This is a genomic window from Bradyrhizobium sp. WYCCWR 13022 (assembly GCF_030435535.1).
Taxonomy (GTDB): domain Bacteria; phylum Pseudomonadota; class Alphaproteobacteria; order Rhizobiales; family Xanthobacteraceae; genus Bradyrhizobium.
In genome coordinates this window covers 46,249-71,309 of sequence record NZ_JAUIZJ010000037.1, presented here as the reverse complement: position 1 = coordinate 71,309, position 25,061 = coordinate 46,249, and the positions used below count along the sequence as shown (strand labels likewise).

At 63.9% G+C, this 25,061-nt stretch carries 17 protein-coding genes and 2 pseudogenes; 8 read left to right on the top strand and 11 right to left on the bottom strand.

Annotated elements, in window-relative coordinates:
• Positions 1-6 precede the first annotated feature (6 nt).
• Entirely contained in the window at positions 7-528 is a 522-nt protein-coding gene (locus tag QY049_RS35055) for a hypothetical protein (protein WP_301270451.1), read from the bottom strand.
• A 131-nt stretch (positions 529-659) separates the two neighbouring features.
• Between QY049_RS35055 and QY049_RS35050 the strand changes: the two are divergent.
• Positions 660-830 (top strand): annotated as a pseudogene (locus tag QY049_RS35050) (SDR family oxidoreductase); the annotation flags it as partial.
• 389 nt (positions 831-1,219) lie between these two features.
• Here QY049_RS35050 and QY049_RS35045 read toward each other — a convergent pair.
• Positions 1,220-2,281 (bottom strand): isocitrate/isopropylmalate dehydrogenase family protein, encoded by a 1,062-nt coding sequence (locus tag QY049_RS35045; protein WP_258762644.1) that lies wholly within the window; start codon positions 2,279-2,281, stop codon positions 1,220-1,222.
• Positions 2,282-2,417: 136 nt separating this feature from the next.
• Here QY049_RS35045 and QY049_RS35040 point away from each other — a divergent pair, with 136 nt between their 5' ends.
• Positions 2,418-3,806: an MFS transporter gene (locus QY049_RS35040; protein WP_258767019.1), complete on the top strand. Its 1,389-nt coding sequence runs from the start codon at positions 2,418-2,420 to the stop codon at positions 3,804-3,806.
• A gap of 8 nt (positions 3,807-3,814) precedes the next feature.
• Here QY049_RS35040 and QY049_RS35035 read toward each other — a convergent pair whose 3' ends face one another.
• Both QY049_RS35035 and QY049_RS35030 read right to left on the bottom strand, forming a co-directional pair.
• Positions 3,815-6,010 carry a hypothetical protein gene (locus QY049_RS35035; RefSeq protein ID WP_258762645.1) on the bottom strand — a complete coding sequence of 732 codons (2,196 nt, stop codon included), beginning with the start codon at positions 6,008-6,010 and terminating at the stop codon, positions 3,815-3,817.
• A gap of 178 nt (positions 6,011-6,188) precedes the next feature.
• A complete protein-coding gene (locus QY049_RS35030; protein ID WP_258762646.1) occupies positions 6,189-7,808 on the bottom strand; it encodes a B12-binding domain-containing radical SAM protein in 1,620 nt (539 codons plus the stop codon).
• A gap of 317 nt (positions 7,809-8,125) precedes the next feature.
• Here QY049_RS35030 and QY049_RS35025 point away from each other — a divergent pair.
• The 4 genes and pseudogenes from QY049_RS35025 to QY049_RS35010 all read left to right on the top strand — a co-directional run.
• Positions 8,126-8,356: pseudogene (locus tag QY049_RS35025) on the top strand ((2Fe-2S)-binding protein); the annotation flags it as partial.
• 162 nt (positions 8,357-8,518) lie between these two features.
• A complete protein-coding gene (locus QY049_RS35020) occupies positions 8,519-9,844 on the top strand; it encodes an ABC transporter substrate-binding protein (protein WP_194477098.1) in 1,326 nt (441 codons plus the stop codon).
• Complete coding sequence (locus tag QY049_RS35015) at positions 9,841-10,779, top strand: carbohydrate ABC transporter permease (RefSeq protein ID WP_258762647.1); 939 nt, start codon at positions 9,841-9,843, stop codon at positions 10,777-10,779. Before QY049_RS35020 ends, QY049_RS35015 begins: the two co-directional genes overlap by 4 nt.
• Complete coding sequence (locus tag QY049_RS35010) at positions 10,776-11,600, top strand: carbohydrate ABC transporter permease (RefSeq protein ID WP_258762648.1); 825 nt, start codon at positions 10,776-10,778, stop codon at positions 11,598-11,600. Before QY049_RS35015 ends, QY049_RS35010 begins: the two co-directional genes overlap by 4 nt.
• Before the next feature lie 65 nt (positions 11,601-11,665).
• Here the strand turns inward: QY049_RS35010 and QY049_RS35005 are convergent, their stop codons facing one another.
• The 3 genes from QY049_RS35005 to QY049_RS34995 form a co-directional block, all read right to left on the bottom strand.
• Positions 11,666-13,333: a regulator gene (locus tag QY049_RS35005; RefSeq protein WP_258762649.1), complete on the bottom strand. Its 1,668-nt coding sequence runs from the start codon at positions 13,331-13,333 to the stop codon at positions 11,666-11,668.
• Positions 13,334-13,343: 10 nt separating this feature from the next.
• A complete protein-coding gene (locus tag QY049_RS35000) occupies positions 13,344-14,042 on the bottom strand; it encodes a cysteine hydrolase family protein (protein ID WP_258762650.1) in 699 nt (232 codons plus the stop codon).
• Between the two features lie 197 nt (positions 14,043-14,239).
• Positions 14,240-15,193: a hypothetical protein gene (locus tag QY049_RS34995; RefSeq protein WP_258767020.1), complete on the bottom strand. Its 954-nt coding sequence runs from the start codon at positions 15,191-15,193 to the stop codon at positions 14,240-14,242.
• Between the two features lie 175 nt (positions 15,194-15,368).
• Between QY049_RS34995 and QY049_RS34990 the strand changes: the two genes are divergently transcribed.
• Positions 15,369-18,845, top strand: a complete 3,477-nt coding sequence (locus QY049_RS34990) for an indolepyruvate ferredoxin oxidoreductase family protein (protein WP_258762652.1) — start codon at positions 15,369-15,371, stop codon at positions 18,843-18,845.
• 48 nt (positions 18,846-18,893) lie between these two features.
• Here QY049_RS34990 and QY049_RS34985 read toward each other — a convergent pair whose 3' ends face one another.
• From QY049_RS34985 to QY049_RS34970, 4 genes are all read right to left on the bottom strand, one after another.
• The gene (locus tag QY049_RS34985; RefSeq protein WP_258762653.1) at positions 18,894-20,630 is read right to left on the bottom strand and encodes an FAD-dependent oxidoreductase; all 1,737 of its coding nucleotides are present in this window, start codon (positions 20,628-20,630) and stop codon (positions 18,894-18,896) included.
• Between the two features lie 58 nt (positions 20,631-20,688).
• On the bottom strand, positions 20,689-21,708 hold the full coding sequence (locus tag QY049_RS34980) for a S1C family serine protease (protein WP_258762654.1): 1,020 nt from the start codon (positions 21,706-21,708) through the stop codon (positions 20,689-20,691).
• A 105-nt stretch (positions 21,709-21,813) separates the two neighbouring features.
• A complete protein-coding gene (locus QY049_RS34975; protein ID WP_258762655.1) occupies positions 21,814-22,263 on the bottom strand; it encodes a hypothetical protein in 450 nt (149 codons plus the stop codon).
• 8 nt (positions 22,264-22,271) lie between these two features.
• The gene (locus tag QY049_RS34970; protein WP_258762657.1) at positions 22,272-23,870 is read right to left on the bottom strand and encodes a GMC family oxidoreductase; all 1,599 of its coding nucleotides are present in this window, start codon (positions 23,868-23,870) and stop codon (positions 22,272-22,274) included.
• Between the two features lie 200 nt (positions 23,871-24,070).
• Here QY049_RS34970 and QY049_RS34965 point away from each other — a divergent pair, with 200 nt between their 5' ends.
• Positions 24,071-24,859, top strand: coding sequence for a thermonuclease family protein (locus QY049_RS34965; RefSeq protein WP_258762658.1), 789 nt, complete (start codon positions 24,071-24,073; stop codon positions 24,857-24,859).
• The last annotated feature ends 202 nt before the right edge of the window (positions 24,860-25,061 follow it).

The following is a 25,061-nucleotide window of genomic DNA, read 5'->3' as shown; positions in this document are numbered from 1 at the left end:
GGTCAGTCATACGCCTATGTCTTCATCCTCCATCAAACCGCGCAAGGCGGTCCTCGCCGGAGCGATACCCTTGAAAGTCTGCAAGGCGTTTATGTTCGCCTCGGCAAGCCAGAGAGAGACGCCAAATCGGCGCTCGATTTCCTCCAGTAGTCTCCAAACGTTCTCTTGATCGCCCCGAAGCAGCGCTTCCTCGAACCGGCGCTTTTCGGCTATGAAGTCACTAATCAGCCGCGCATACGGAAGAAGTGTCTGCACGCACCAGATGAGCTCTCGTTCAAACCCCGCCAGTGCCGGAATTCCGCCCGCACCAAGGCGGCTGTACGACCGTGGCATCGGATCGGGCCAGAACACGCCGCGGTAGGCGGGGTGGTCTACAAGCAAAGGCAGGATCCGACGCATTTCCCCGATGTCTGCAGTATGTTTATACCTCGCCAGCCCTTTGTGGATTCCTCCCGCAGCGGTGATTTGCGCCCGGGCACGGTTTAGCTCCTGGTTAGGTCCTGACGCCGCTCTCTTCGCTTTAGCCACCGGGTCCGCTTCCTAAACTAGCTAGTAAGTTGTACCCACGCGCAAGTTGCAACGCCAGCTCTGGCGTCTGAGAACAACCAAGGACTCACCATATTCTTTGGTCGGTGAGCGAATGCTGCGATGCAAGAGATCGCCGCAACTATGCGCCTGACTATCGCGAGCGGTTTGCCGAGGAGGAAATTCCGGTCGGCTATTGGGGCGAGCCGGAAGACCTCGCGGTGTTCCTGGCCTCGCCGGTGGCGCGCTACATCACGGGGACGGTGATCCCCGTCGACGGTGGCTTGCGACGATATCAGTTTTAAATCGAGACAGCCCGTAGGACGGGTGGAGCGCAAGCGAAACCCGTCACCTGCACCGAATGCGAAACCTGATCGGTTTCGCAAGTGCTCAACCCGTGCTGCGCCATCGGCAGTTGCGCGTCACAACGCTCGCCGCAAGATCAACGGCAGCAAGCCGCCCGCTGCGAGGATCTCGCATTCGAGGCTGGTTTCGATGGCCGCGGTCACTTCTGCGCATCGCCGCCATGATGACATCGTGCCGGTGTTTTGCCCGACGTGTCAACTTATCGACGCGTCAGCGGTCGCAGCAGAACTCGCCGGAAAATCCCTTGTCCATCAATGGGCCTTCTACTGTGCATGGGGTTGTTTTCGGCTTTCTGTTTCGAGCGAGACGGACGAATCGCAGGCGGAGCTCATTCTGTCTGCAGGATTTCAGCGATGGCGGCGCCGGCTGCCATCGTGCCGAGCTTGCCGCCGACGTCGCGCGTCGCCCTGCCCTCGCGAAGCGCTGTGGCAACGGCCGCCTCGATCGCCCGCGCGGCTTCCTCGTAGCGGACGGCGCCGCTCCTCTCGCCATGCCAGCCGAGCAGCAGCGCGGTCGAGAGGATCAGCGAGACCGGGTTCGCGACGCCCTGCCCGGCGATGTCGGGCGCCGAGCCGTGCGCGGCCTGGGCCATGGCGTAGCGGTCGCCGACATTGAGCGAGCCGCCAAGGCCGAGGCTGCCGGACAGCTCGGCGGTGAGGTCGGACAGGATGTCACCGAACATGTTGGTGGCGACGATGACGTCGAAACGATCGGGGCTACGCACCGCATGCGCCATCATCGCGTCGACCAGGATGTCGTCGACCGCTAGGCCGGGATACGCCTTCGCCGCCTCGCGACAGATGTCGAGAAACATGCCGTCGCCGATCTTCAGCACATTGGCCTTGTGCACGATGGTGAGATGCTTTCGGCGCTTCATCGCCAGACGGCAGGCGGCATGCGCGATGCGCTCGCAGCACAGGCGCGTGATCCGGCGCAGCGAGATCACGACGTCAGGCGTGACCAGCAGTTCGCCGTTGCCCTGCTCCATGTTGCGGTCCGCGTAAAACCCTTCGGTGTTCTCGCGGACGACGACGAGGTCGAACTCACCGATGCGGCCGGGCCGGCCGGCATAGGTGCGCGCAGGCCTGACATTGGCGTAGAGGTCGAGGTGCTTGCGAAAGTGCCTGGACGGATTGATCTCGCCATGCGCCTCGTCCTTGAAGTCGAAGGTCGCGGTCGGCCCCAGGATCAGGCCGTTGGCGGCGCGGACGATGTCGAGCAATTCGGGGCGCACGGTAGTGCCCGACAGCTTCAGGCTCGCATGCCCGACCGCGTGCTCTTCCAGCCGCAGATCGAGCTGGAAGCGCTCGGAGGCCGCGCGCAGCACGCCTGATGTCGCGGCCGTGATCTCCGGTCCGATGCCGTCCCCCGGCAGAACGACGATTTGCATGATGATCCCCTTCCAAGAGCGGCGCCCGAGCTTGGTGCATACAATGCATGCAAGCATATGCCTGTGGAAGCCGTCTCAAGCGTAGTACATGGCGAAGACCATCGAAACCAGGCCGTCGGAGCAAAGCGCTGAGGCAATGACATCAACGTTACCTGCCGCTGCGCGCGAGCCTGATCACACCAAAGCCGATGGCCTGCCGGCCGAGCAGCGCCGCTGGGCGATCGCCGCGATCTTCACGGCGCTGGCGATGGCTTCGCTCGACACCGCGATCGCCAACATCGCGCTGCCCGCCATCGCCGCCGATCTGCATGTCAGCCCGGAGCAGTCGGTCTGGGTGGTCAACGTCTACCAGATCGCGCTGGTGGCGACGCTGCTGCCGCTGGGCGCGCTAGGCGAGATCGTCGGGCACCAGCGCATCTATCTCGGCGGTCTCGTGCTGTTCACCATCGCCTCGCTGTTCTGCGCGGTGGCCTGGTCGCTGGACAGCCTGCTGGTCGCGCGCACGCTGCAGGGCTTGGGGGCCAGCGGCATCATGAGCGTCAACACCGCGCTGGTGCGCTTCGTCTATCCCGGCCGGATGCAGGGTCGCGGCTTCGGCCACAACGCGCTGGTCGTCGCGACCGCCTTCACTTTCGGCCCTTCGATTGCCTCTGCGATCCTCGCGGTCGGCCCGTGGCCGTGGCTGTTCGCCGTCAACATCCCGTTCGGCCTCGTTGCGACAGGTATCGGCTTTGCGATGCTGCCGAAGACGCCGCGCGCCGATCACGGCTTCGACTTCCTCGGCGCGCTGCTCGCGGCCATCTGCCTCGGCCTGTTCATCACCGGCATCGGCAGCGCCGCGCACAATCTGTCGCCCGTGCTCGTGGGCATCGAACTGGTTACGGCGCTCGCGCTGGGTTTCGTCCTGACGCGCCGCCACGCCGATCATCCCGCGCCGATGCTGCCGATCGATCTGTTCAGCCGGCCGATGTTCGCGCTGTCGGCGGCGACCGCGGTCTGCTCCTTCGCCGTGCAGGGCCTCGCCTTCGTTTCGCTGCCGTTCTATTTCGAGGACGTGCTCGGCCGCTCGCAGGTCGAGACCGGCTTCTTCATGACGCCATGGCCGCTGGTGGTCGGCATCATGGCGCCGATCGCCGGCCGCCTCTCCGATCGCCATCCGGTCGGCCTATTGGGCGGCGTCGGCCTCATCCTGCTCGGCCTCGGCATGGCGCTGCTCGCGCTGCTTCCGGCGAGCCCGAGCATTCCCGACATCGTCTGGCGGATCATGATCTGCGGCATGGGTTTCGGCTTCTTCCAGGCGCCGAACATGAAGGCGATCATGGGAAGCGCACCGCCGCACCGCGGCGGCAGCGCCTCGGGCATCGTCGCCACCGCGCGCCTGACCGGGCAGACCACCGGCGCAGCGCTCGCCGCGGCGTGCTTTGCGCTCGCCGGCCACAACGGCGCGACGGTGGCACTGGCGCTAGGGGCTGGCTTTGCCGTGCTCGGCAGCGTGATGAGCTTTTTGCGACTGGCGGTGAAGTAAGCCGGGCTTCACTGCGACTGCTGCGCAATCGGCCGGCTCACGATCGCCGCAGCATCGAGCGGCTCGCAGGTGATCGTGCGTCGCAGCTTCGGCGGACCATTCCAACCCGCAATGTCGTTCACGGGCGCGAACGTGTCCCCTTGCGGGGAGAGAATGATCGGCTCCGATTTCAGGCAGGCATCGGGAAACGCGATGCCGTATCCGGTGCCTTTCGAGAAGTGCCCGACCAGCATCTGCGAGGCCTGCATCCGCGCCGCCGGCGAAGCCCGCATCGAACGTTCAGGATCGAACGCGCGATAGCATGGCCAGTCGGTATGACCGGTTGCGAACTCATAGGCGATCCTGCAAGCCGCACCGGCCGATTTCACGAACGGTGCATCCGAAGGCGCCGCCGCGTCGCGTTCGAACACCAGCGTCTGCAACGTCAGCGCTTCCGCCGTTGCGTTGGGATCGATAGGCTTGCCCGGCTCGGTCGCGATTTCGCCGCGGGAGAACACCAGCTTGGTCCTGGGCTGGGCGTCCCTGGTCTCCAGCACCATCATGGGTCGCGCGGCCCAGGAGCGATCCAGCTCCACCTCGACGCCGCCCATCAACAGCCTGACATTGCCGACGGGGGGATTGTCCTTGGCGAAGTCGATCTGCCGAAGGCGTACGGTCTGCTTCGATGCCTCCAGGCTCAGGAAGCGCAAATCATCGACCTTGCGCGTGATCGGCATCATCGGATCGAAGCGATCGTCGATATTGAACCGGACGATCTTCTTCAGCTTCGCCGAGGCAGGCCCCTTGGGCGTGGTCGGCGGCGCGACGTCGATCACGAGCAGCGACCCACCCGGCGAATAGGTATCGCCGAAGGCACGCTGCCAGAGCGCCGTCAGCGGCGAGTCCGTGCGCTGGTCGACGTCGCGTGCGAAGAATATCTGCTGTCCGGGACGAACAACCGGAAAGCTCTGGAATGCGCCGAGCGCTGCGCCCTTGCCGACGGCGTCTCCGGTGAAGTTGATGCATCTGGACCGGTCGTCATTGCCGGATTGTTCGACCGGCCTCGATGCCGAGCGCGAGCAGAAGCTGAGATCGTTGTTGATCGTCTTCTGCGGGCTGATGGCCGTCGCATAGACGGGGTCCGGCGCGCCTGGAATTTCCATCGGAAGCGGCGACGTCGCGAACATGTCGACCTCCACCATGCTCAACGACGAGCCGGCATCCTTCGAGCACAAATCCCGCCTCGGCAGCGTATTGGTGAGAAGCCGCCCGGCGTCGGCGCCAACGATGCAGGACATGGTGTCCTGCGGATTGTTGCGGCTCATCCATATCAGATGATCATGGCCCTTGCTGTCGACCAGCAGATGCGGCGCGGCATGATGGCGGCGTGGCGGCAGCCAGATCGGCACGGTCTCCGACAGCATCGGCTCGCGCTTGAGCAGCGCCTCAGGCAGCGTCGTCAGGCCGACCGAACGCAATTCAGCGTCGACCTCGTTCGGATCCCGCGTGTAGGCGAACACGGGCAGATTTGCGCAGGTCATGCAGGTGACGGCAATGTCGGATCGAATGTCCTCGAAGGACAGGATGACCTGGTCAGGGTCGTTGCGATATTTCTCGGGAGCGACGGCCTTGAACGGATGGTCCACGACGCGGCTGGCCTGAAAACCGTTCGAGCGGAATGGATCGGATTCGAACTCGAAATAGGTCGATCGATCCCAGCCGCGAAAGGCGTTGTAGCCGCCCATGCTGACACCGGCCAGGACCATCTTCGAATCGGTCTGGCAGCGCGCCGCGCTGCCGGTCCCGCTGCCATTGCGGATATAGGTGCAGAGCCGGAACGCCGCGTTTTGCAGGATGCGATCACAATCGTTCTGATTGTAGCCATAGGTGGCGAGGCCGTGGCGGTAGCAGAGGTCGTGAAAGACGCAGGCCTGCCGGAACCGCTGCAAGACGAGATGACGCTTGCCCGCGGCATCCTTGCTGCCGTCGAAGAAGATGTTGGTCACGGCCGGAAGGCTGCAGTTCAGTCCCTCGCCACTGCCGCCGATCGTACTGACGATATCCGGTCCCGACTCAAAAGAGGTCACGGTGGCCGGCATCTCGCCATCGGTGATGTCGTCGACATTCTTGTAGAGGGAGTCGGCGACGAACGCGGGCAGGTAGTTGAAGATCAGAACAATCGCGACCAAAGCCGCGGCCGACCAGCCGATCACCTTCCTCGACATGCCACACCCCGCAAAAGCTGTTCGTCTTGCAATGACGACCTTGACCGCCGACAGGCCCTGAAATTCGTCGGAACGCCGCAATCGATGGCATCCGGTGTTATCCTGGCGACGATCGCCCCCAGGTTGTCGCCATGTCAAGCGAAGGGCTCACAATCGGGCCCTGAATTTCCGGTGGAAATCAGGTCAGATTTCGCGCTGCGGCCGCTCCGGCGGCAACCATCGGAGCCGGCATCTGCCCATCCAGCGCAGCGAGGCGCGCGTCGATGGCATCGATGACCTTGCGCGAGAACGGCCCGAGATGAGCGTAGGCAGCGATCATCTGCACGGCGATGCGTGCAGACGATGTATCGCGCTTGGCGCAATTCATGAAGGTCTGCCACAGCGGTCCGCGCGCGTCGGGGATCGCGGTGACCACGCGATGCACGGTTTCCATCGCCCCGACCCGCGCGCGGATATCGCCCTCGGCAAGCTCGTGGCGCTGCCTCGAACGGTCGAGCAGCGCCATCAACTTGTCGACACGGCCGGCATAGGCGGCCGGGCTATAGACCCGCTCGAGCACCGTCCTGTAGTCAATCAGGATGTCGCGCAACGGTCGCACCGGGTCGAAATTGATGCCGCCGGTGCACTGGTCACCACCCGTCGTCGATGCCAGGTCGTGGTCCGCGTGCAACCGTCCCTCCTTTGCAAGGCGCCGCGTCAGCTGAGTGTTCGGCAACGCGTAGAGCAGGCCGACCATTGCGACCGGAATGGCCGCCTCCTCGATGAAACCGATCATGGCCTCCGCCATCGAGACCTTCTCGTTGTCGAAGCCGACGATGAAGCCGGCGGTGACGAGCATGCCGGCGGCGTAGATCTTGTGGATGCTCTCGGCGATGTTGCGCCTCGTGTTCTGCTTCTTCCGCATCGCGACCAGCGTTGCGGGGTCCGGACTCTCGATGCCGACGAAGATGCCGAAGAAATTCGCCGCGCCCATCAGCTCGAGCAATTCGGGGTCGTCGGCCAGATTGACCGAGGCTTCGGTCGACAGTTCGAAAGGATAGCCGTGGGCGCGCTGCCATTCCGCGAGCCGTGGCAGGAACTGGCGCAACGACTTCTTGTTGCCGATGAAATTGTCATCGACGAAGTCAAGATGGCCGCGATAGCCCATCTGATAGAGCCGCTCGAGCTCGACGAACATCTGCTCGACCGTCTTGGTCCGCGGCACGCGGCCGTAGAGCTCGATGATGTCGCAGAACTCGCAAGTAAAGGGACAGCCGCGCGAATACTGCACACCGAGATAGAGATAGTCCTCGAACCTCAGCAGGTCGAAGCGCGGCACCGGCGTCCTGGTGACGTCGGCCTGGAATTTCGGCGCGGTGAAGACGCCGGAACGTTTCCCACTGTCCCAGGCGGCGATGAACTCGTCGATGACGCCCTCGGCCTCGCCGAGCACCTGGAAATCCGCGCTGGCGTAGATGTGCGGACTCGACGTCGGATCGGGACCGCCGACCACCACCGGCCTTCCCGCGGCGCGGCACTTGTCGATCAGCCGCAGTGTGTCGGCCTGTTGCGGCAGCATGCCCCCGGTAAAGATGACGTCGGCCCAGGCGAGATCGTCGTCGCCGAAGGGTTGCGTGTTGCAGTCGATGAGCTTGACGGTCCAGGTCTCCGGCAACATCGCCGCGACCGTGATGAGACCCAACGGCGCGGCGGGACGCTGCACACCCATCAGCTTGCAGGACTCGCCGAAACTCCAGAAGGACTCCGCCGTGAACAACGGATAGAGCATCAGTACGTTGCAGGGGCGCAGCACCTTCATGGAACTCCCTAGGAACTCTCGAATGCTTTGACTCAGTGTAGCAAAGCATCACGGTCTTGCACCCCGGCAAAAGGGACAAGCTGTCACTCACACGTCACACCTCCACGTCGCCTCAGACCATGCCATTGACGTTCGGAGAGATGGCGCGATCCAGGCACCGCCGTGGCCTTCTCGGAGCGCGCACGACACCGTCCGCTCCACGATCTTCCCGCAGCGGCGATAGCTGCCCCTCACGCTCTCGATGTGAACAGTTCCATTTTGCCGGACACATTGCGTTCCTGAGTCCATCGGTGGATCTGCCGATCAGGAGACTTGCGATGGCAAGCCCCAACGATCAACGGAAAAACCCCACGCTCGACGTCGAGCCAGACACACCACTGCTTTGGGCAATCCACGAAAATGCCGGCCTGACCGGCACGAAATTTGGCTGCGGCATTGCACAATGCGACGCCTGCACCGTTCACATGGATGGTGTCGCCACGCGCTCCTACGGGATCGCCGAAGCCAAGGGCGAGAAAATCATCACGATCGAGGGGCTGGCCTCCGGTGGACTCGGGTTGGTCGCGCTCGATCTCCATCTGATGTCGCGGGCCCGTGGAATGCCGATGGAAACGCCGGCGGTGCGACCGTAACGCGCAAATTAGGACTAGGCAGGCGTGGAACGGTCGCTAGTATCCCCCCAAAGATTTGAATCACAGGGAGGAACCAAAGTGGCTGACTATAAAATCTCGCGCCGCACGCTTTTGACGGGGACCGCAGCGGCTGGCGCACTCAGCCTGACGGGATTGCCGGCACGCGCCGAGGTGAATTGGAAGAAATATGCCGGCACCAAGCTCGAGGTGATCCTCGCAAAGGGCCCGCGCGGCGACAATCTGCAAAAATACGTCAAGGAATTCACCGACCTCACCGGCATCCAGGTCGAATCCGAGCAGATTCCCGAGCAGCAGCAGCGCCAGAAATGCGTCATCGAGCTCACCTCGGGCCGGCCAAGCTTCGACGTCGTCCATCTCAGCTATCACGTGCAGAAGCGGCAGTTCGAGAAGGCGGGCTGGCTCGCCGACCTCACGCCCTACATGAAGGACCCGACGCTGACCGCGCCCGACCTCGTCGAGAGCGATTTTTCGGCTGCAGGTCTGCAATACTGCAAGAACGACAAGGGTCAGATGCTGTCCCTGCCGTGGTCGGTCGACTATTTCATCCTCTACTACAACAAAGAGCTGTTCCAGAAGAAGGGCGTCGCAGTGCCCAAGACGCTGGACGAAATGGTCGCAGCCGCCGAAAAGCTCACTGATGCCAAGGACGGCACCTATGGCTTCGTCGGGCGGGGACTGCGCAACGCCAACATGACGTTGTGGACGAATTTCTTCCTCGATTATGGCGGCGAATTCCTCGACGCCAAGGGCAACATCCTGACCGACGGTCCGGAGGCCGTCGCAGCGACCAAGCTCTACCAGACGCTGTTGACGAAGGTGGCCCCGCCCGGCGTCGCCGGCTTCAACTGGATGGAGTCGATGGCCTCGTTCACACAAGGCAAATCGGCGATGTGGATCGACGGCGTCGGCTGGGCACCGCCGCTGGAGGATCCGGCCGCATCGCGCATTGTCGGCAAGGTCGGCTACACCGTCGTGCCAGCCGGACCGAAGGGACAATATTCGGCCACCTATGGCGACGGCATTGGCGTTGCTGCGGCGAGCAAGAACAAGGAAGCCGCCTACCTGCTGTGCCAGTGGATCGTTTCGAAGCAGCAAGGCGCGCGACTGCTACAGGCCGGCGGCGGCGTTCCGTTCCGTAACTCGATCCTGAACGATGCTGAGGTCCAGAAGGGCGTGAAGATGCCCAAGGAGTGGCTGCAGTCGGTGATTGATTCCGCCAAGATCAGCAAGCTCGGCCTGCCCGTGGTGATCCCGGTCGCCGAATTCCGTGATCTCGTCGGTGCGGCGCTGACCTCGACACTATCGGGCGCCGATCCCGCGACCGAGTTGAAGAAGGCGCATGAACAGTTCAGGCCAATCCTGGAGCGTAGCGAAAAGGCGTGAGTGCGTTGATGCAATCGGCTCCGGCCGCGGCGCAGTCTGACGCCGCGCCGGAGAAGGAACTGCGGCCGCCGTCCTACTGGCCGTTCGTGGTGCCGGCACTGGTCGTCGTGCTCGCGATCATCATCTTCCCCTGGGTCTTCACGATCTGGATGAGCATGAACGAGTGGAAGGTCGGTTCGCCGACCACCTTCGTCGGGCTCTCCAACTATTTGCGCCTGACCGGCGATCCTCGCTTCCTCGAGGCGATCGGACACACGCTGGTCTACACCGTGCTGTCCGTGTTGCTGCCGCTCGTGTTCGGCACGTTCGCGGCCGTCGTGTTTCACCAGAGATTCGCCGGCCGCGGTTTTCTGCGCGGTATCTTCATCATGCCGATGATGGCGACGCCCGTCGCGATCGCGCTGGTCTGGACCATGATGTTCCACCCGCAGCTTGGCGTGTTGAACTATCTGCTGTCGCTGGTCGGGATCCCTGCGCAGCTCTGGGTGTTTCATCCGGCCACGGTGATCCCCTCGCTGGTATTGGTCGAGACCTGGCAATGGACGCCGCTGGTCATGCTGATTGTGCTCGGCGGGCTCGCAGCGATCCCGACCGAGCCTTACGAAAGCGCGCAGATCGACGGCGCGAGCCTCTGGCAGGTGTTCCGCTTCATCACCCTCCCGCTGATCATGCCATTCCTGTTCATCGCCGGCATGATCCGCATGATCGACGCCGTGAAGAGCTTCGACGTCATCTTCGCGATCACGCAGGGCGGGCCCGGATCGGCGTCAGAGACGATTAATCTCTACCTTTATAGCGTCGCCTTCGTTTATTACGACCTCGGCTACGGCTCGGCGATTGCGGTGGTGTTTTTCCTGCTGATTGTCCTGCTTGCTGCGGTGATGCTCTACGCCCGCCAGCGCATGCTGTGGTCAGAAATCGCGAGCGACGCATGACCCCGAAGCAAATCAGCGGCAAGATCGGCCTGTGGTTCGCGGTGCTCGTCATCGTGTCGCCGGCAATCCTGTTTTTCCTCTGGATGCTGTCGCTCTCGCTCAAATTCGAGGTCGACAACGCCGCCTACCCACCGGTCTTCATCCCAGAGCACTTCGCCTGGAAGAACTATGCCGACGTGCTCTCCTCCAACCGCTTCGTCACCTATTTCTTCAACAGCCTGATCGTGACAGGCAGCGCGACCGTGCTTGCGCTGATGGTCGGCGTCCCCGCCGGCTACGGCATCGCGCGCATGGCCGCGCACAAATCGGCCATCGTGATCCTGATCGCCCGCATCACGCCAGGCCTCTCCTACCTGATCCCGCTGTTCCTGCTGTTCCAGTGGCTCGGCCTGCTCGGCACATTGGTGCCCCAGATCATCATTCATCTCGTGGTGACGGTGCCGATCGTGATCTGGATCATGATCGGCTATTTCGAGACGACACCAATGGAGCTGGAGGAAGCTGCCCTGATCGACGGCGCTGGCCGCTGGCAGGTGTTCCGGCACGTCGCGCTGCCGATTGCGAAGCCCGGCATCGCGGTCGCCTTCATTCTCGCGGTGATCTTCTCCTGGAACAATTTCGTGTTCGGCATCGTGCTGGCGGGACGCGAGACCCGCACCCTGCCCGTCGCCGTCTACAACATGATCTCGTTCGACCAGTTGAGCTGGGGCCCGCTCGCTGCGGCCGCACTGATCGTGACCCTCCCGGTGCTGCTGCTCACGGTGTTCGCGCAGCGGCAGATCGTGGCCGGGCTCACGGCAGGCGCCGTCAAGGGCGGGTAGCTGCGCCACGAATAAAACGGCCGGGCGACAACGATGTCGCCCGGCCATTCTTGTTGCCGTCCGCCCTACTCCGCGGGCGCGGCGTGCATTTCCGGATGTGCGGCATAGTGCTCGGTGGCGCCGAGCTTGCTTGCAGCGAACAGGCCGGCCGCCATCACCGCATAGGCGAACGCCACCGCGGGCGTGACACCAAAGCCGCCGCCGATGCCGACGGCTTCGCCGTGCATGAAGCCAAAGTAAGTCAGAACGGCACCGACCAGTGCGAAGGCGGACGCCTTTTCAAAATCACGCTCGATGATGAAGACACCGATCGCGCCCAGGATGAGACCCGCCAGGATGGAGCCGCCGCCCATCACTTCCAGTCCGTGATAGATCACGCCCTGTTGCGGCAGCGCTGCGATGGCAGCCGCCTTGACCGCGTCGGCCTTATCGGCGGCCATACCGCCGACGGTCGCCGCTGCCGTCATGGTCGAACCGAGCATGGTGTCGATCTGAAGCTTGGCCCAAGCGGCCAGATGCGGCGTGAACGCCAGCGCCACGGCGGGCGCGTGCTTCGACGGCGTCGTCTGGAAGGCCTGCGCGGTCATCAGCATGCCGATATAGAGCAGGATCGGCGAGATCGCGACGACCGGCACCAGCGCCAGCAGGACCGAGATGACGCCGAACCAGGACAAGACCACCACCATGACGCCGGTCGCGGCCGAGTAACCGATGCGGCCGCCCATGGCCTTCCAGCCGGGATGACCGATATAGACTGCGTTGATGAAAGGATTGCCCATCAGGCAGCCGATCAGGCTGACGACGCCATCGGCTGTCAGCACGCGCGTGGTCGGATATTCGTCGCCGGCCGCTTCCGCGCTCTCGACATTATCCATGGCCTCGACGAGGTCATAGATGCCGAACGGAATGGCGGTGACCAGGATGACACCGAGATATTCGAAGCCGGAAAATACATGGTTCACCGCCGGGATCGGCACGGAGAAGCCGAAATTGGCGAAGGCATCACCGACGCCCTTGATGCTCAATCCGCCGAGACCGAGACCGAGCAGGTTCGAGCCCCATGCGATGACCATGCCGACCACGATCGCAACCAGGCCGGCCGGAATGGCCTTTGGATATTTTACGCCACCGAACCAGCTCACCAGAATGATGGCGAAGCAGACGAGGCCAATCTGCGGCGTCACATACATCTCGAGCGCCGGACGCATCGCGATGAAGGTGAGCGAGACGCCCGCAAGCGTGCCGAGCAGCGCCGCGCGCGGCGTGATCTTGCGGATGAACGGCGCGATGAAACCGCCGATCATCAGGATAAAGCTCTGGAAGAACACCCAGACGAGGCCAGCCGACCAGCCCTTCATGGGATCGCCGGTCTTGAGCGTTACCGGCAGCATGATCACGAAGGTGACGATGAACATGTGCGGCACGCTGACGCCCGAGGGCAGCGCGCAGACGTTGCTCCGGCCGGTCTTCTGAGCGAGCCGATAGGCGAGGAAGGCGTAGTAGAAGGTGGAGAGGCACATCATCAACCCGAGTGCGGGCAGGATGCGGCCGAACACGAGGCTATCAGGCATCTTCAACACGAAGCGCAAGAGGCCCGTGAGCACCAGCATGTTGACGAGGATGTTGGTGCCGAAGCCGAAAAATGCGTTCCAGTCGCCCGATGTCCATAGCGCCGGCTTGAACTCGGACTTGTTCATCTCGGATTTGCCGGCCATCCCCGTCAAGCTGCTCATGGTGATACCCCTATGTGGTCGAAGTCTTCATCGCCTCCAGTACCGCGGCTGAGCTAGCGACCCAGCCGAAGATGCCGCCCTGGGCCTTGATCATCTTCAGGCCCATCTCGTGAAACTCGGGAAAGTAGGATGCGCAGCCGTCCGAGATGACGACACAGCGATAGCCGCGGTCATTGGCCTCGCGCACGGTGGTGTTGACGCACACTTCCGTGGTGACGCCGCACACCAGCAGATTTTCGATGCCGTACTTCTCCAGCACGTCGGTGAGCTCGGTGGCGTAGAACGCGCCCTTGCCGGGCTTGTCGATCACGACCTCGCTGTCGAGTGGATAGAGCTCCGGGATGATGTCGTGGCCGGCTTCGCCGCGAATGAGGATACGCCCCATCGGACCGGGATCGCCGATACGAAGGCTCGGCGCGCCGCGCTCGACCTTCGCCGGCGGCGCATCGGAGAGATCGGGCAGATGTCCTTCGCGGGTATGGATCACCAGCATGCCGGTGTCGCGCGCCACCTTCAGCACCGCCCCAATGGGCTTTACTGCGCGGGCAAGCTGGCTCACGTCATTGCCAAGCGTCTCTCCGAAGCCGCCGGGCTCCATGAAGTCGCGCTGCATGTCGATGATCACGAGCGCGGTCGACGACCAATCGAGCCTGATCGGCTCGGGCTCGGCGCTAATGACGCCCAGTGTCGACTTGGTTGAGTTCAACATGACGCAGGCCCCCGCGAGAACTCTCTTTGCCAGGAGTTCTGCAAGCGCCATGCCATTGTGTACAATTGCGAGAGCCTGAGGCTCGCAACGGAAACCGTCGCACCTTCAGAAGGTTACGTCATAGATCGACGTCTGCTTATTCCCTGTGCGACGACTTTGCGGCGTGCATCTGCTCAAAGGATGAGCTGGCGGCGAGCCTACCGCCCCGCTCCATACAGCCGCCGATATTCCTCCTCGTACGGCGCATATGAGTCCTTCAGCGTCGCCATGTTGAGCAGCATGGTCGCGACCATCGTACCTGCCTTGCCGAACACGCGCGTCCTGACCCAGGCGCTCTCGGTGCGGCGGCTGCCGGACAGCGCGACCACCTCGCGCTCGACTTCGTATTCCTCGTCAACGAAGAGCGGCCCCTTCACCAGCCGGATTTCCTGATCGGCGAACAGGCCCACGGCTGGCCCTTTCGTCGGCAACGGGTCGTCCTTGGAGCGGTATTGGAACAGCACGCTCAGCATCTCCATCGGGATGATCGCTTTGCCCCACGGGTTATCGGCGCCCGAGTAGTACGGTGAGGTCTCGGTGATGACTGCGAGCTTCTGCCTCAGCGAGAACGGATAGAGATCGCCCATGTTCTGGTCGAACGCCATCCGGACCGTCTGCCGCTTGCTCGTATGCGCGACTTTCACGTCGCACAGGATCACGGGATCGGCGAGCGGCTTGAGCTCGGTCAAACGTGTCTCCAGCGCCGTCGCGACCTGCGCATCGCCGACTGACGCCGTGCCGCGCAGCACCTCGGTGCCGTCGCGCCTCACCATCTGTATCTGGCACTGGCTCGTTCCGGGCAAAGGCTTTGACAGGATTGCCTGCACGTCATCGCCATCGAAGCAGGCATTGCGATAATGCGCGGAGAGACAGCCGCTCTCGAACCACGCCTGTCCCCACAGCCGCGCACCCAGCGGCGCGAACTGGCTGAAATGCGTAGGCCCCTCGATGGTCCCACCCTTGAAGCCAAGCTTCTGCGCGGTGGCATCGTCGTGAATGGAGGCGTGCGCGTCGTAGACCTGCGCATGCAGCATCTGGCGCGGCTGGCGCCACGGCCCGATGAGAGCTTCGGCAGTTTCGGTGATCTCGGTATTGAACGCGCTTGCAGTCATACTTGCAGTCATGGGCTCCTCCACAGGCAGCCATGACTAGCAGGCCCGCCACGGATGCGGCCAGCGATATTGACTTCGGTGCTCCATGCATTTGACTGCCGACACCCGCTTCGCAAGTCACCCCTCTTTCCGCGGCGCAAAATTCCCACCTGATGCGACGACAAGGACTCCTGAAATGACGCTGATGCAGGTCGAGCTGGACGACAAATACCGGCTCGAATCGAAGCGGATCTTCCTGTCCGGTACGCAGGCCCTGGTCCGCCTGCCCATGCTGCAGCGCGAACGCGACCGGCTCCAGGGTCTCAACACCGGCGGTTTCATCTCCGGCTATCGCGGTTCCCCGCTCGGCATGTACGACCATGCGCTGTGGCGCGCGAAGTCGCACCTCCAGCAGCACGACATCGCCTTCGTCCCCGGCCTGAACGAGGATCTGGCGGCGACCGCCGTCTGGGGCAGCCAGCAGGTCGGCCTGTTTCCGGGCGCCAAGGTCGATGGCGTGTTCGGCATCTGGTACGGCAAAGGTCCCGGCGTCGATCGTTCTGTCGACGCCCTCAAGCACGCCAACGCGGCCGGCACCTCGCTCAATGGCGGCGTGCTGGCGCTCGCCGGCGACGACCATGGCTGCCAATCCTCGACGCTGGCGCATCAGAGCGAGCAGGTGTTCGCGGCGGCGCTGATCCCGGTGGTCAATCCGGCGACGCTGCAGGATTATCTTGATCTCGGCCTTTACGGCTTTGCGCTCTCGCGCTTCTCCGGCTGCTGGGTCGGATTCAAGGCGATCAGCGAGACCGTCGAGAGTTCGGCGTCCATCTACAGCGATCCTGAGCGCATCAAGATCGTACTTCCCGATGATTTCGAGATGCCGCCCGGCGGCCTCAACATCCGTTGGCCCGATCCGCCGCTGGAGGCCGAGCGGCGCCTGTTCGGTCCGAAGATGGCCGCGGTGCAGGCCTTCGCCCGCGCCAACCAGCTCGATCGCATCGTGCTCGATTCCAAGCCAGCCCGGCTCGGCATCGTCGCGACCGGCAAGGCCTATCTCGATCTGCGCCAGGCGCTCGCCGACCTCGGCATTACCGACAAGGACGCGCAGGATCTGGGCTTGCGCATCTACAAGGTCGCGCTGACCTGGCCGCTGGAGGAAAGCGGAGCCAAGCGCTTCGCCGAAGGCCTTCAGGACGTTCTAGTCGTTGAGGAGAAGCGCGGCTTCATCGAAGACCAGCTGATGCGCATCCTCTACAACATCGATGCGTCGAAGCGCCCGACGATCACAGGCAAGCGCGACGAGAGAGGCGCGCCGTTGCTGCCGAGCGAGGGAGAACTGACGCCCACGATCGTCGCGGGCGCGCTGGTGGCGCGCTTACGCAAGCTCGGGCATCACAGCCCGGTGCTGGAGCAGCGTCTTGCGCGGCTCGAGGCCTTCGACAATCCCGTTACGACCAATTCGCAGATCAAGCTCGCGCGTACGCCGTTCTTCTGTTCGGGCTGCCCGCACAATTCCTCGACGCGCGTGCCCGAAGGCAGCCGCGCCATGGCCGGCATCGGTTGCCACGGCATGGCCCTGAGCATGCCGACCCGCCGTACCGATCTGATCTCGCATATGGGCGCCGAAGGCGTGAACTGGATCGGACAGTCTCCCTTCACCACCGAGAAGCACATCTTTCAGAATCTCGGCGATGGCACCTATACACACTCGGGCTTGCTGGCGCTCCGCGCCGCCTCGGCCGCCGGCATCAATATCACCTACAAGATCCTCTACAACGACGCCGTCGCGATGACCGGCGGCCAGCCGGCCGAAGGCGCCTTCAATGTTGCGCAGATCGCGCATCAGGTCTGGGCCGAGGGCGTCAAGCGCCTTGCAATCGTCTCCGACGATCCCACCAAATACCCCGAAAGCAATTACTTCCCGCAGGGCGCGACCATCCATCACCGACGCGAGCTCGACGCCGTGCAGCGTGAGCTGCGCGACATCGAGGGCCTGACGGTCGTGATCTACGACCAGACCTGCGCCGCCGAAAAGCGGCGCCGCCGCAAGCGCGGGCTCTATCCCGATCCCGCCAAGCGCGCCTTCATCAACGAGCTCGTCTGCGAAGGCTGCGGCGATTGCTCGCAGGCCTCCAACTGCGTCTCGGTGCAGCCGCTGGAGACCGAGTTCGGCCGCAAGCGCCAGATCGATCAGTCGAACTGCAACAAGGACTTTTCCTGCGTCGAGGGCTTTTGCCCGAGCTTTGTGACCGTGCATGGCGGTACGCTGAAGCGGATGAAGACCTCGGGGGTCGATTCCGGCCAGCTGTTCGCCGATCTGCCGCTGCCGCCCGCGCGTGAGTTGGATGGCCCCTACAACATCCTGGTCACCGGGATCGGGGGCACCGGCGTCATCACCATCGGCGCCCTGCTCGGCATGGCTGCCCATGTCGATGGCCGCGGCTGCTCGGCATTGGATTTCACCGGCCTGTCGCAGAAGAACGGCGCGGTGATGAGCCATGTGCGCATCGCTCCGAAGCCGGAGGACATCTCGGCGGTCCGCATCACCACGGGCGGCGCCGACGTCATCCTCGGCTGCGACATGATCGTCTCGGCCGGACCCACTGCGCTCAGCCGCGCCGAGCGCGGCGTGACCAGGGCCTATATCAACGCCGATTTGCAGCCAACCGCGAGCTTCGTGCAGAATCCCGATATCGACTTCGAGATGGGCACGATGCAGACCGTGCTGCGGGACGCCGTCGGAGACAAGAACCTCGACATCATCGACGCCACCGGCATCGCCGCTGCGCTGATGGGCGACAGCATCGCGACCAACCCCTTCATGCTCGGTTTCGCCTTCCAGAAAGGCGCCATTCCGCTGTCGCTGGAGGCCCTGCTCCGCGCCATCGAGATCAACGGCGCCGCGATCGAGATGAACAAGCTCGCCTTCACCTGGGGCCGCCTCGCCGCCCACGACATGTCGCGGGTGCGCAGCGTGCTCCAGTTCAAGAGCCGGGCTTCCGCACCGACGAAGTCGCTCGACGACATCATCGCGACCCGCGCAGAGTTCCTGAGCGGCTATCAGGACAAGGCCTACGCGGACCGCTATCTCGCGACCATCGCCAAAGTGCGCAAGGCGGAAACGATTGCCTCGCCCGCCTCGACAGAGCTGACCGAGGCAGTCGCGAAAAACCTGTTCAAGCTGATGTCCTACAAGGACGAGTACGAGGTCGCGCGGCTCTACACCGACGGCAGCTTTGCCAAGAAGGTGTCGGAGAAGTTCGATGGGGACTTCACACTGAAGTACCATCTGGCCCCGCCGATCTTCGCAAAGCGCGACAAGACGACGGGACGGCTTCAGAAGCAGGAGTTCGGCGGCTGGATGATCCACGCCTTCCGCGTGCTGGCCAAGCTGAAGTTTTTGCGTGGCAGCGCGTTCGATCCGTTTGGCCGCACCGAGGAGCGGAGGACCGAGCGGAAGCTGGTTGAGGATTATCTTGATATGATCGATCGGCGAATGGCCGGGCTCAAGGCGGAGCAGATCCCACTGCTGGCGCGTCTGGCCCGTGTGCCCGAGAGCATCCGTGGATTCGGACACGTGAAGGAGGCCAACGTGAAGCTGGCGATCGCGGAGAAGGCCCGGCTGGAGGCTGAGCTGGAGAACAGCCGGTTCGCGGCTGCTGCGGAGTAAAAGAGATCGGCACCATACACTCGGTGTCATCGCCCGGACAGCGGTGGGCTAGAGACTAGGCAGGCGTCCCTGCAACCACGGCGTCGTCGCCATCGCAGCCCCGTCCGCCAGGTGCCTTCCCGCAATATAGCCGAACGTCAGCGCCGGCCCCAGCGTGATGCCCGGCCCGGGATAATTCCCGTTCATGATCGAGCCCATGTCGTTGCCGCAGGCATAGAGCCCCACGATCGGGGTGCCGTCCTCGCGCAGCACGCGCGCTTGCGCATCGACCTTCGTACCGATCGCCGTGCCGAGATCGGCGGGATAGATTCGCATCGCGAAGAACGGCGCACGGAGGATCGGCGCGACGCATGGGTTGGGCTTGTGGCTGATATCACCGAGATGGCGCTGATAGATGGTGCTGCCGCGGCCGAATTCGGGATCGCGGCCTTCCTTCGCATCACCATTGTAAGTCGCGATCGTGGCGGTGAGCGCGGGCGGCGCGATGCCGATCTTCGCCGCGAGCTGCGCGATATCGGGCGCTTTGATCAGTTCGCCGCTCGCCACGAATCGACGAACGCTGCGTGTGAACGGCTTGATGCGGCCGAGGCCGTAGCTCCACAAGAACTGGCTGTCGCAGACCAGGTAGAATGGCCGGTCCGGGTCTCCGTTGCCGTCACGCAGCATGCCGAGCACGAATTCGTGGTAGGACAGCGCTTCGTTGACGAAGCGGCGGCCGGCCGCGTTGACGGCAATCACCCCGGGCTTGGCACGGTCGGTCACCGTATGTGGAAACACGCCGCGGTTGCCGTCGGCACGCCTGAACAGCGAGGCCGGCACCCAATAGGCCGGGCTCGTCGCCTCTGTGTTGAGCGCGGCGCCGCTTGCGGTCGCCAATCGAAGCCCGTCGCCAGTACCTGCTGTGTTGGTGGCGGAGACGAGACCTGCAGCCTTCGGAAAGAAGCGTTTTCGCAGAATCGCATCATGCGAGAAGCCGCCGGTCGCAAGCACCACGCCGCGGCGTGCCGCAATCGAGCGGTCGCGACAACCGTGGCGGATGACGACGCCCGCGACGCGATCGCCCTGCATCGACAAATCCTCGACATCGGCGCTGAAGAGGACCTCGACTCGCCGCGCCAGCAGCGAGGCATAGAGCCGGGCGGCAAGCGCATTGCCGAGATGCAGCGTCGTGCCGCGCGGGCTGCGCAGCCGCTGACATGCGTATTCCGAGACCAGACGCGCGGCGCGCATAGTCGAGCGAAGCGATTTTCCGATGCGGCGCAGATGCGGGATGTCGAGACGATTGACCATCATCCCGCCGAACAGCGTGAACTCCGGCAAGGGCGCACGCAGTCGCGCAAAATGCGCGCCTAGCCGCGTGCCGTTGAAAGCGACCGGCTCCAGCACGCGCCCGCCAAGCGTCGCGCCCAGCCGCTCCGGATAATAGTCCGGATAGACTTTCACCGGCTGGAGACGAACTTCCGTATTGGCTTCGAGATAGGCGACCGCCTCCGGCCCCCGCGCCAGGAATGCGGCGCGCAGGCCCGCGTTGGCCGGTTCAGGCGCAGTGCTCGACAGATACTGTACGGCATCCGTGATGCTGTCGGAGAGCCCCGCCTCTTTCATCTTGGGATTGGCGGGGATCCAGACCATGCCCCCGGACCATGCCGTGGTGCCGCCGACGAAGGCGGTCTTTTCGATCACCAGCACGTGCAGGCCTTCGGCGGCGGCCACAGCGGCCGCCGTCATGCCACCGGCACCGGCGCCGATGACAATGACATCGTAGGTCTCATGTGCCGACATCATGCGGCGGGGGTCCGGAGGCGAGGCATGACACCGTCATACCCCGCCCAGGGGCCCGCAGCTAGCGCTGCGGCTTGCGCTCGATCGGGTCGATGTCGATCGCCCGCAAGCGGCCGAGCCGCAGCACGTCCATGGCGAGTCGCTGGCCGATCCGGTCACGGTCGAGCACACGGATCAGATCGTCCACGCCGTTGATGTCGACGCCGTCCATCCTGATCACGACGTCGCCGGGCAACAAGCCTGCCTTCGCCGCCGGACCGTCCGGCTCGATCTGCATCAGCAGCGCGCCCATCTTGTTTTCGACCCCCGCCAGCACCGCGTGCCGCCGCGGGACCGGTGCGGTCTGCCCGGCAACGCCGATAAAGGCGCGGCGGACGTAGCCGTGGCGGATGATCTCTGACAGAACGAATTGCGCGGTGTTGCTGGCTACCGCGAAGCAGATGCCTTGCGCCCCGCTGATGATGGCGGTGTTGATGCCGATCACCTCGGCACTCGACGACACCAGCGGCCCGCCGGAATTGCCGGGATTGAGCGCCGCATCGGTCTGGATCACGTCCTCGATGGTGCGGCCGCTCACCGAGCGGATCGAGCGCCCCAGCGCGGAGACGACGCCGGCCGTCACGGTCGATTCAAAACCGAGCGGGTTGCCGATCGCGATCACGAGTTGCCCGCGCTTGAGGGTCTTGGAATTACCAAGCGCAGCGTAGGACAGATCGCGCACGCCGTTGGCGCGCAATAACGCAAGGTCCGTATCCGGGTCGACCCCGAGCACCCGGGCGTCGCCGACATGGCCCTCGACGTCGCGCAGCCGGATCTCCTTGGAGGAGCCGACGACGTGGCTGTTGGTGAGGACGAGGCCATCCGGCGAGATCACAATGCCGGAGCCGAGCCCGCCCCGCCCGCGGCCATTCGGCACCTTTGGCCCGGTCTCGACGCGCACGACCGCGGGACCGACACGGTCGGTCACGTCGATCACCGCATTGGAATAGGCGTCCAGCAAGACCCGGTCATCGACCGGGGCAGGTTCTGTCGCTCGCGATGACGCGGCGTCATCGACGATATCTGAAGTGAAATCCAGCATGGCAAAAGTCCTTGAGGCTCACACAGATGGTGGCCTGTTCCGTCAGGCGCAAGATGCCTGTCCGGAGCGCAAGGCTGGACTGCCAGTGCTTGACTAACCAGCTGGCTAGGGCGCGCGCCGCAGCGTGCCGCCCCGCGCCTTGACCGGGTCGAGCAGCGACCAGTCGCCGTCCGGGAGCACGTAACCCTTGGGAAATGGCGCACGCAATTCGAGCCCGAGCGAGCGCAGCACGCGGTCGTCGCGGTAGTAGCATTGGAGAACGACTCGAACGAGCGTTGCCGCGGCCGCGCCGCCATTCTTGCGAAACTCTTGCGCGACCGCATCTCGTTTCGCAGTATCGAGTTCGGCAAGCGGCTGCCCTGCCAGCCGCGCCAGATGGTCCAGCGCGGCCGTCACCAATTTGGTGTCGCGGCCCAGCGTCGCCAGGATATCAGCCTGGATCGCGGCATCGTCGGCACCGGGCACCTTGTATTCGTCGCTGGCGGGCACGATCATCCCGGCGACGGTGCGGAGGTCGTCGCGCTGGGTACGCGTAAGTTGGGTATCTGCAGACATGACAGGCCTCAGTCGAACAAATTGGCGAGGCGCTGCTTCATCTGGTCGGCGATGTAGAGCGCGAGAGCCTGGATAGTGGAGGTCGGGTTCACCCCGCCCGACGTGACGAAGATGCTGCCATCGACGATGAAGAGGTTCTTCACGTCATGCGTGCGGCCCCATTCGTTGACGACGGACTTCGTGGGATCGGTGCCCATCCGCGCCGTGCCGAGCAGATGCCAGCCGCCCCACGGGATCGGCGAGTTGATGCAGATGTCAGTCGCTCCCGCGGTCTCGAGAATCTCCCGGCCGCGGGCTAGCGCGTGGTCCATCATCCTCTGGCTGTTCTCGCTGATCGTATAATCGATCTTCGGCGCCGGAATGCCGTGGCTGTCCTTCAGCACGGGATCGAGCGTGACCTGGTTGTGTTCCTCCGGCAGATCCTCGCAGATCGCAGAGAAGCCCAGCCGATGGCCGTTGAGCTTGCGGAAGACGCGGTGATGATCCTCGCCCCACGGCAGAATGCCCTTCTGCTCGCTGACGACGGCCTCGAATACCGGCCCGGCGCCGCGGACGAACTGGACGCCATAGCCGCGCACGAAGCCGCGCGAGAGCTCCGTGTCGTACCACTCCTTGCTCCACAGGCAGGTCGGCGGCGCGCGGTTCGAGTCGGTCGGCTCCTTCACGTAGCCGTAGATCTGCGCATAGGGGTGGAACATCAAGTTCTTGCCGACGAGGCCGGATGAATTGGCAAGGCCGTTCGGGAAGCGGTCAGATTTCGAATTCAGCAGCAGGCGGGGCGTGCCGACGCCGTTGCAGGCGATGATCACGACGTGTGCCGGCTGGAACTGCTCGACGCCATCCTTGTCATAGTAGACCACGCCCGTGGCCATGCCGTGCTCGTCGGTGGTGATCTCGCGCACCCGGCAATGGGTACGCAGCTCGACGCCGGCGCGAACCGCGTGCGGCCAATAGGTGATGTCGGTCGAGGACTTTGCGCCTTGCGCGCAGGCGGGCGTGCAATGGCCGAGATTGATGCAGCGCGCGCGCCCTTCGTAATCCATCGTCGCGACCGTCGTGTCCGACGGCCACCAGTGCCAGCCCAGCTTGTTCATGGCCTTGCCGATGATGGCGCCGGACAGTCCCATCGGTTGTTGCGGCATCGGCGGATGCGTCAGCGGCGACAGCGGATCGCCTGACAGGCCGGAGGTGCCCATCATGCGGTCGTTCTCCTCGAAGAACGGCGTCAGCGTGTCGTAGTCGATCGGCCAGTCGTCTGCGACGCCGTCGAGAGTCTTCACCTTGAAATCGGAGGGATGCAGCCGCGGCCAGTGTGCGGTGTACATTACCGTCGAGCCGCCGACCGCATTATAGTTCACAACCTTGATCGGGGAATTGTCGTCATTGATCGGATAATCCTCGGGCCGACCGCGGACGTTCGGGCTCGACGACCACTCGCCGTAGAACTTGGCCTCCCAGTCGCGGCCCGTGCTCGGGTATTCCGCGGGCTTCATCCAGCCGCCCTGCTCCAGGCAGAGGATGTGCATCTTGGTCTCGGCCAGCGACCACGCCACCGCTGCGCCCGAAGCGCCGGCGCCGATGATCAGGACGTCCACGGGATCTTTCATCAAAACTTCTTCCTCCCGCCCTCGCCACTTCCCGGGCGATTCGGCCATCGCGGCTCACAAGGCCGCGGAACGATAGGGGCAGACCGCACGGCGAGTAAAGGCCGGCGGGCGAATGTCGCACTTCGCACAGCGCAGACCATTGGTCTGGCGACTGCCGGATGCTAGGAACGAGGGGCAAGAGCAATCGATAGCGAGAAATTATGTCCCTCAAGAATTCATTTGCCGCCGCCCGCGCCTTCGCGCTCGTTTTGTTTCTCGCTCTGTCCGCAATTCTGGGGGCGGCCAGCCCCGCCGCCGCGCTGACCGCAGCTGCGACGGTCCGGGATGCCAATTCGATCCAGCTTGGCGACGTCACCTATCGGCTCGACGGCGTCGACGCGCCCGAACTCGACCAGGTCTGCATCGACGACCACGCCGATCCCTGGACCTGCGGCATCGAGGCCCGCGACCAGCTTACCAAGCTGATCGACGGAAAGCCGGTTCGCTGTGACGACGTCGGCCCGGAGAAGAGCTTTGGCAAGCGCCACCGCGCGATCTGCACGGTCGAGGGCGACAAGGTCTCGTTGAACGAGCAACTGGTCAGGCTGGGCTTTGGCATCGCGCGCGAGCCCCTCAAGGCCAACGTCAAGCCGGCCGCCGCCGAGGCCAAATCGGCGTCGGCCGGAATCTGGAGAGGTTGCTTTGTTGCACCGCAAGAATTCCGGACCGGCAAGAAGGACGGCGCCCTGCTCGGCGCAGCCTGCCGCGCCGACCGCGACAAGGAGATTCGCGCGGTGCTGTTTCCGGAGGAGCTGACGGCACCGCCGAGTTGCGTCATCAAGGGCAAGCTCGCGGTGCGCGCCCACGTCACCGGCAATATCGGCATCTATCATCTGCGGGGGTGTCCGAGCTACGCCGCGACCACCAAGCCCGACCGCTGGTTCTGCACGGAAGACGACGCGCAGGCCTCGGGCTTCCGCAAGGCCTATAATTGCCGCCGGCCAAAGTGAACAATTGGTTCACGCAGCCGTGAGTGGTAGGCCAAGACAGTATTGATCCGGAATTGAACTGAAACGGAAGTTGCTGCACCTATATGTGTACGCAAGCGCTTTGCGCGTGCGTTTCCTTGGCGGCAATCCGGCTTCGGCCGATTGCTTTGCTCGGGCGTTTCCTCCCTAGACTTGGGCCGCTTGTCACACGCAAGCGGCTCTT

Excerpts from the sequence above, each read along its gene's own strand:
- QY049_RS35005 (WP_258762649.1), bottom strand. The coding sequence starts at position 13,333 with ATGAGCAGCTTGACGGGGATGGCCGGCAAATCCGAGATGAACAAGTCC.
- QY049_RS34985 (WP_258762653.1), bottom strand. The coding sequence starts at position 20,630 with ATGATGTCGGCACATGAGACCTACGATGTCATTGTCATCGGCGCCGGT.
- QY049_RS35045 (WP_258762644.1), bottom strand. The coding sequence starts at position 2,281 with ATGCAAATCGTCGTTCTGCCGGGGGACGGCATCGGACCGGAGATCACG.
- QY049_RS35000 (WP_258762650.1), bottom strand. The coding sequence starts at position 14,042 with ATGTTGAACTCAACCAAGTCGACACTGGGCGTCATTAGCGCCGAGCCC.
- QY049_RS34965 (WP_258762658.1), top strand. The coding sequence starts at position 24,071 with ATGTCCCTCAAGAATTCATTTGCCGCCGCCCGCGCCTTCGCGCTCGTT.
- QY049_RS34975 (WP_258762655.1), bottom strand. The coding sequence starts at position 22,263 with ATGTCTGCAGATACCCAACTTACGCGTACCCAGCGCGACGACCTCCGC.
- QY049_RS35035 (WP_258762645.1), bottom strand. The coding sequence starts at position 6,010 with ATGTCGAGGAAGGTGATCGGCTGGTCGGCCGCGGCTTTGGTCGCGATT.
- QY049_RS35030 (WP_258762646.1), bottom strand. The coding sequence starts at position 7,808 with ATGAAGGTGCTGCGCCCCTGCAACGTACTGATGCTCTATCCGTTGTTC.
- QY049_RS34995 (WP_258767020.1), bottom strand. The coding sequence starts at position 15,193 with ATGACTGCAAGCGCGTTCAATACCGAGATCACCGAAACTGCCGAAGCT.
- QY049_RS35010 (WP_258762648.1), top strand. The coding sequence starts at position 10,776 with ATGACCCCGAAGCAAATCAGCGGCAAGATCGGCCTGTGGTTCGCGGTG.
- QY049_RS34980 (WP_258762654.1), bottom strand. The coding sequence starts at position 21,708 with ATGCTGGATTTCACTTCAGATATCGTCGATGACGCCGCGTCATCGCGA.
- QY049_RS34990 (WP_258762652.1), top strand. The coding sequence starts at position 15,369 with ATGACGCTGATGCAGGTCGAGCTGGACGACAAATACCGGCTCGAATCG.
- QY049_RS35040 (WP_258767019.1), top strand. The coding sequence starts at position 2,418 with ATGACATCAACGTTACCTGCCGCTGCGCGCGAGCCTGATCACACCAAA.
- QY049_RS34970 (WP_258762657.1), bottom strand. The coding sequence starts at position 23,870 with ATGAAAGATCCCGTGGACGTCCTGATCATCGGCGCCGGCGCTTCGGGC.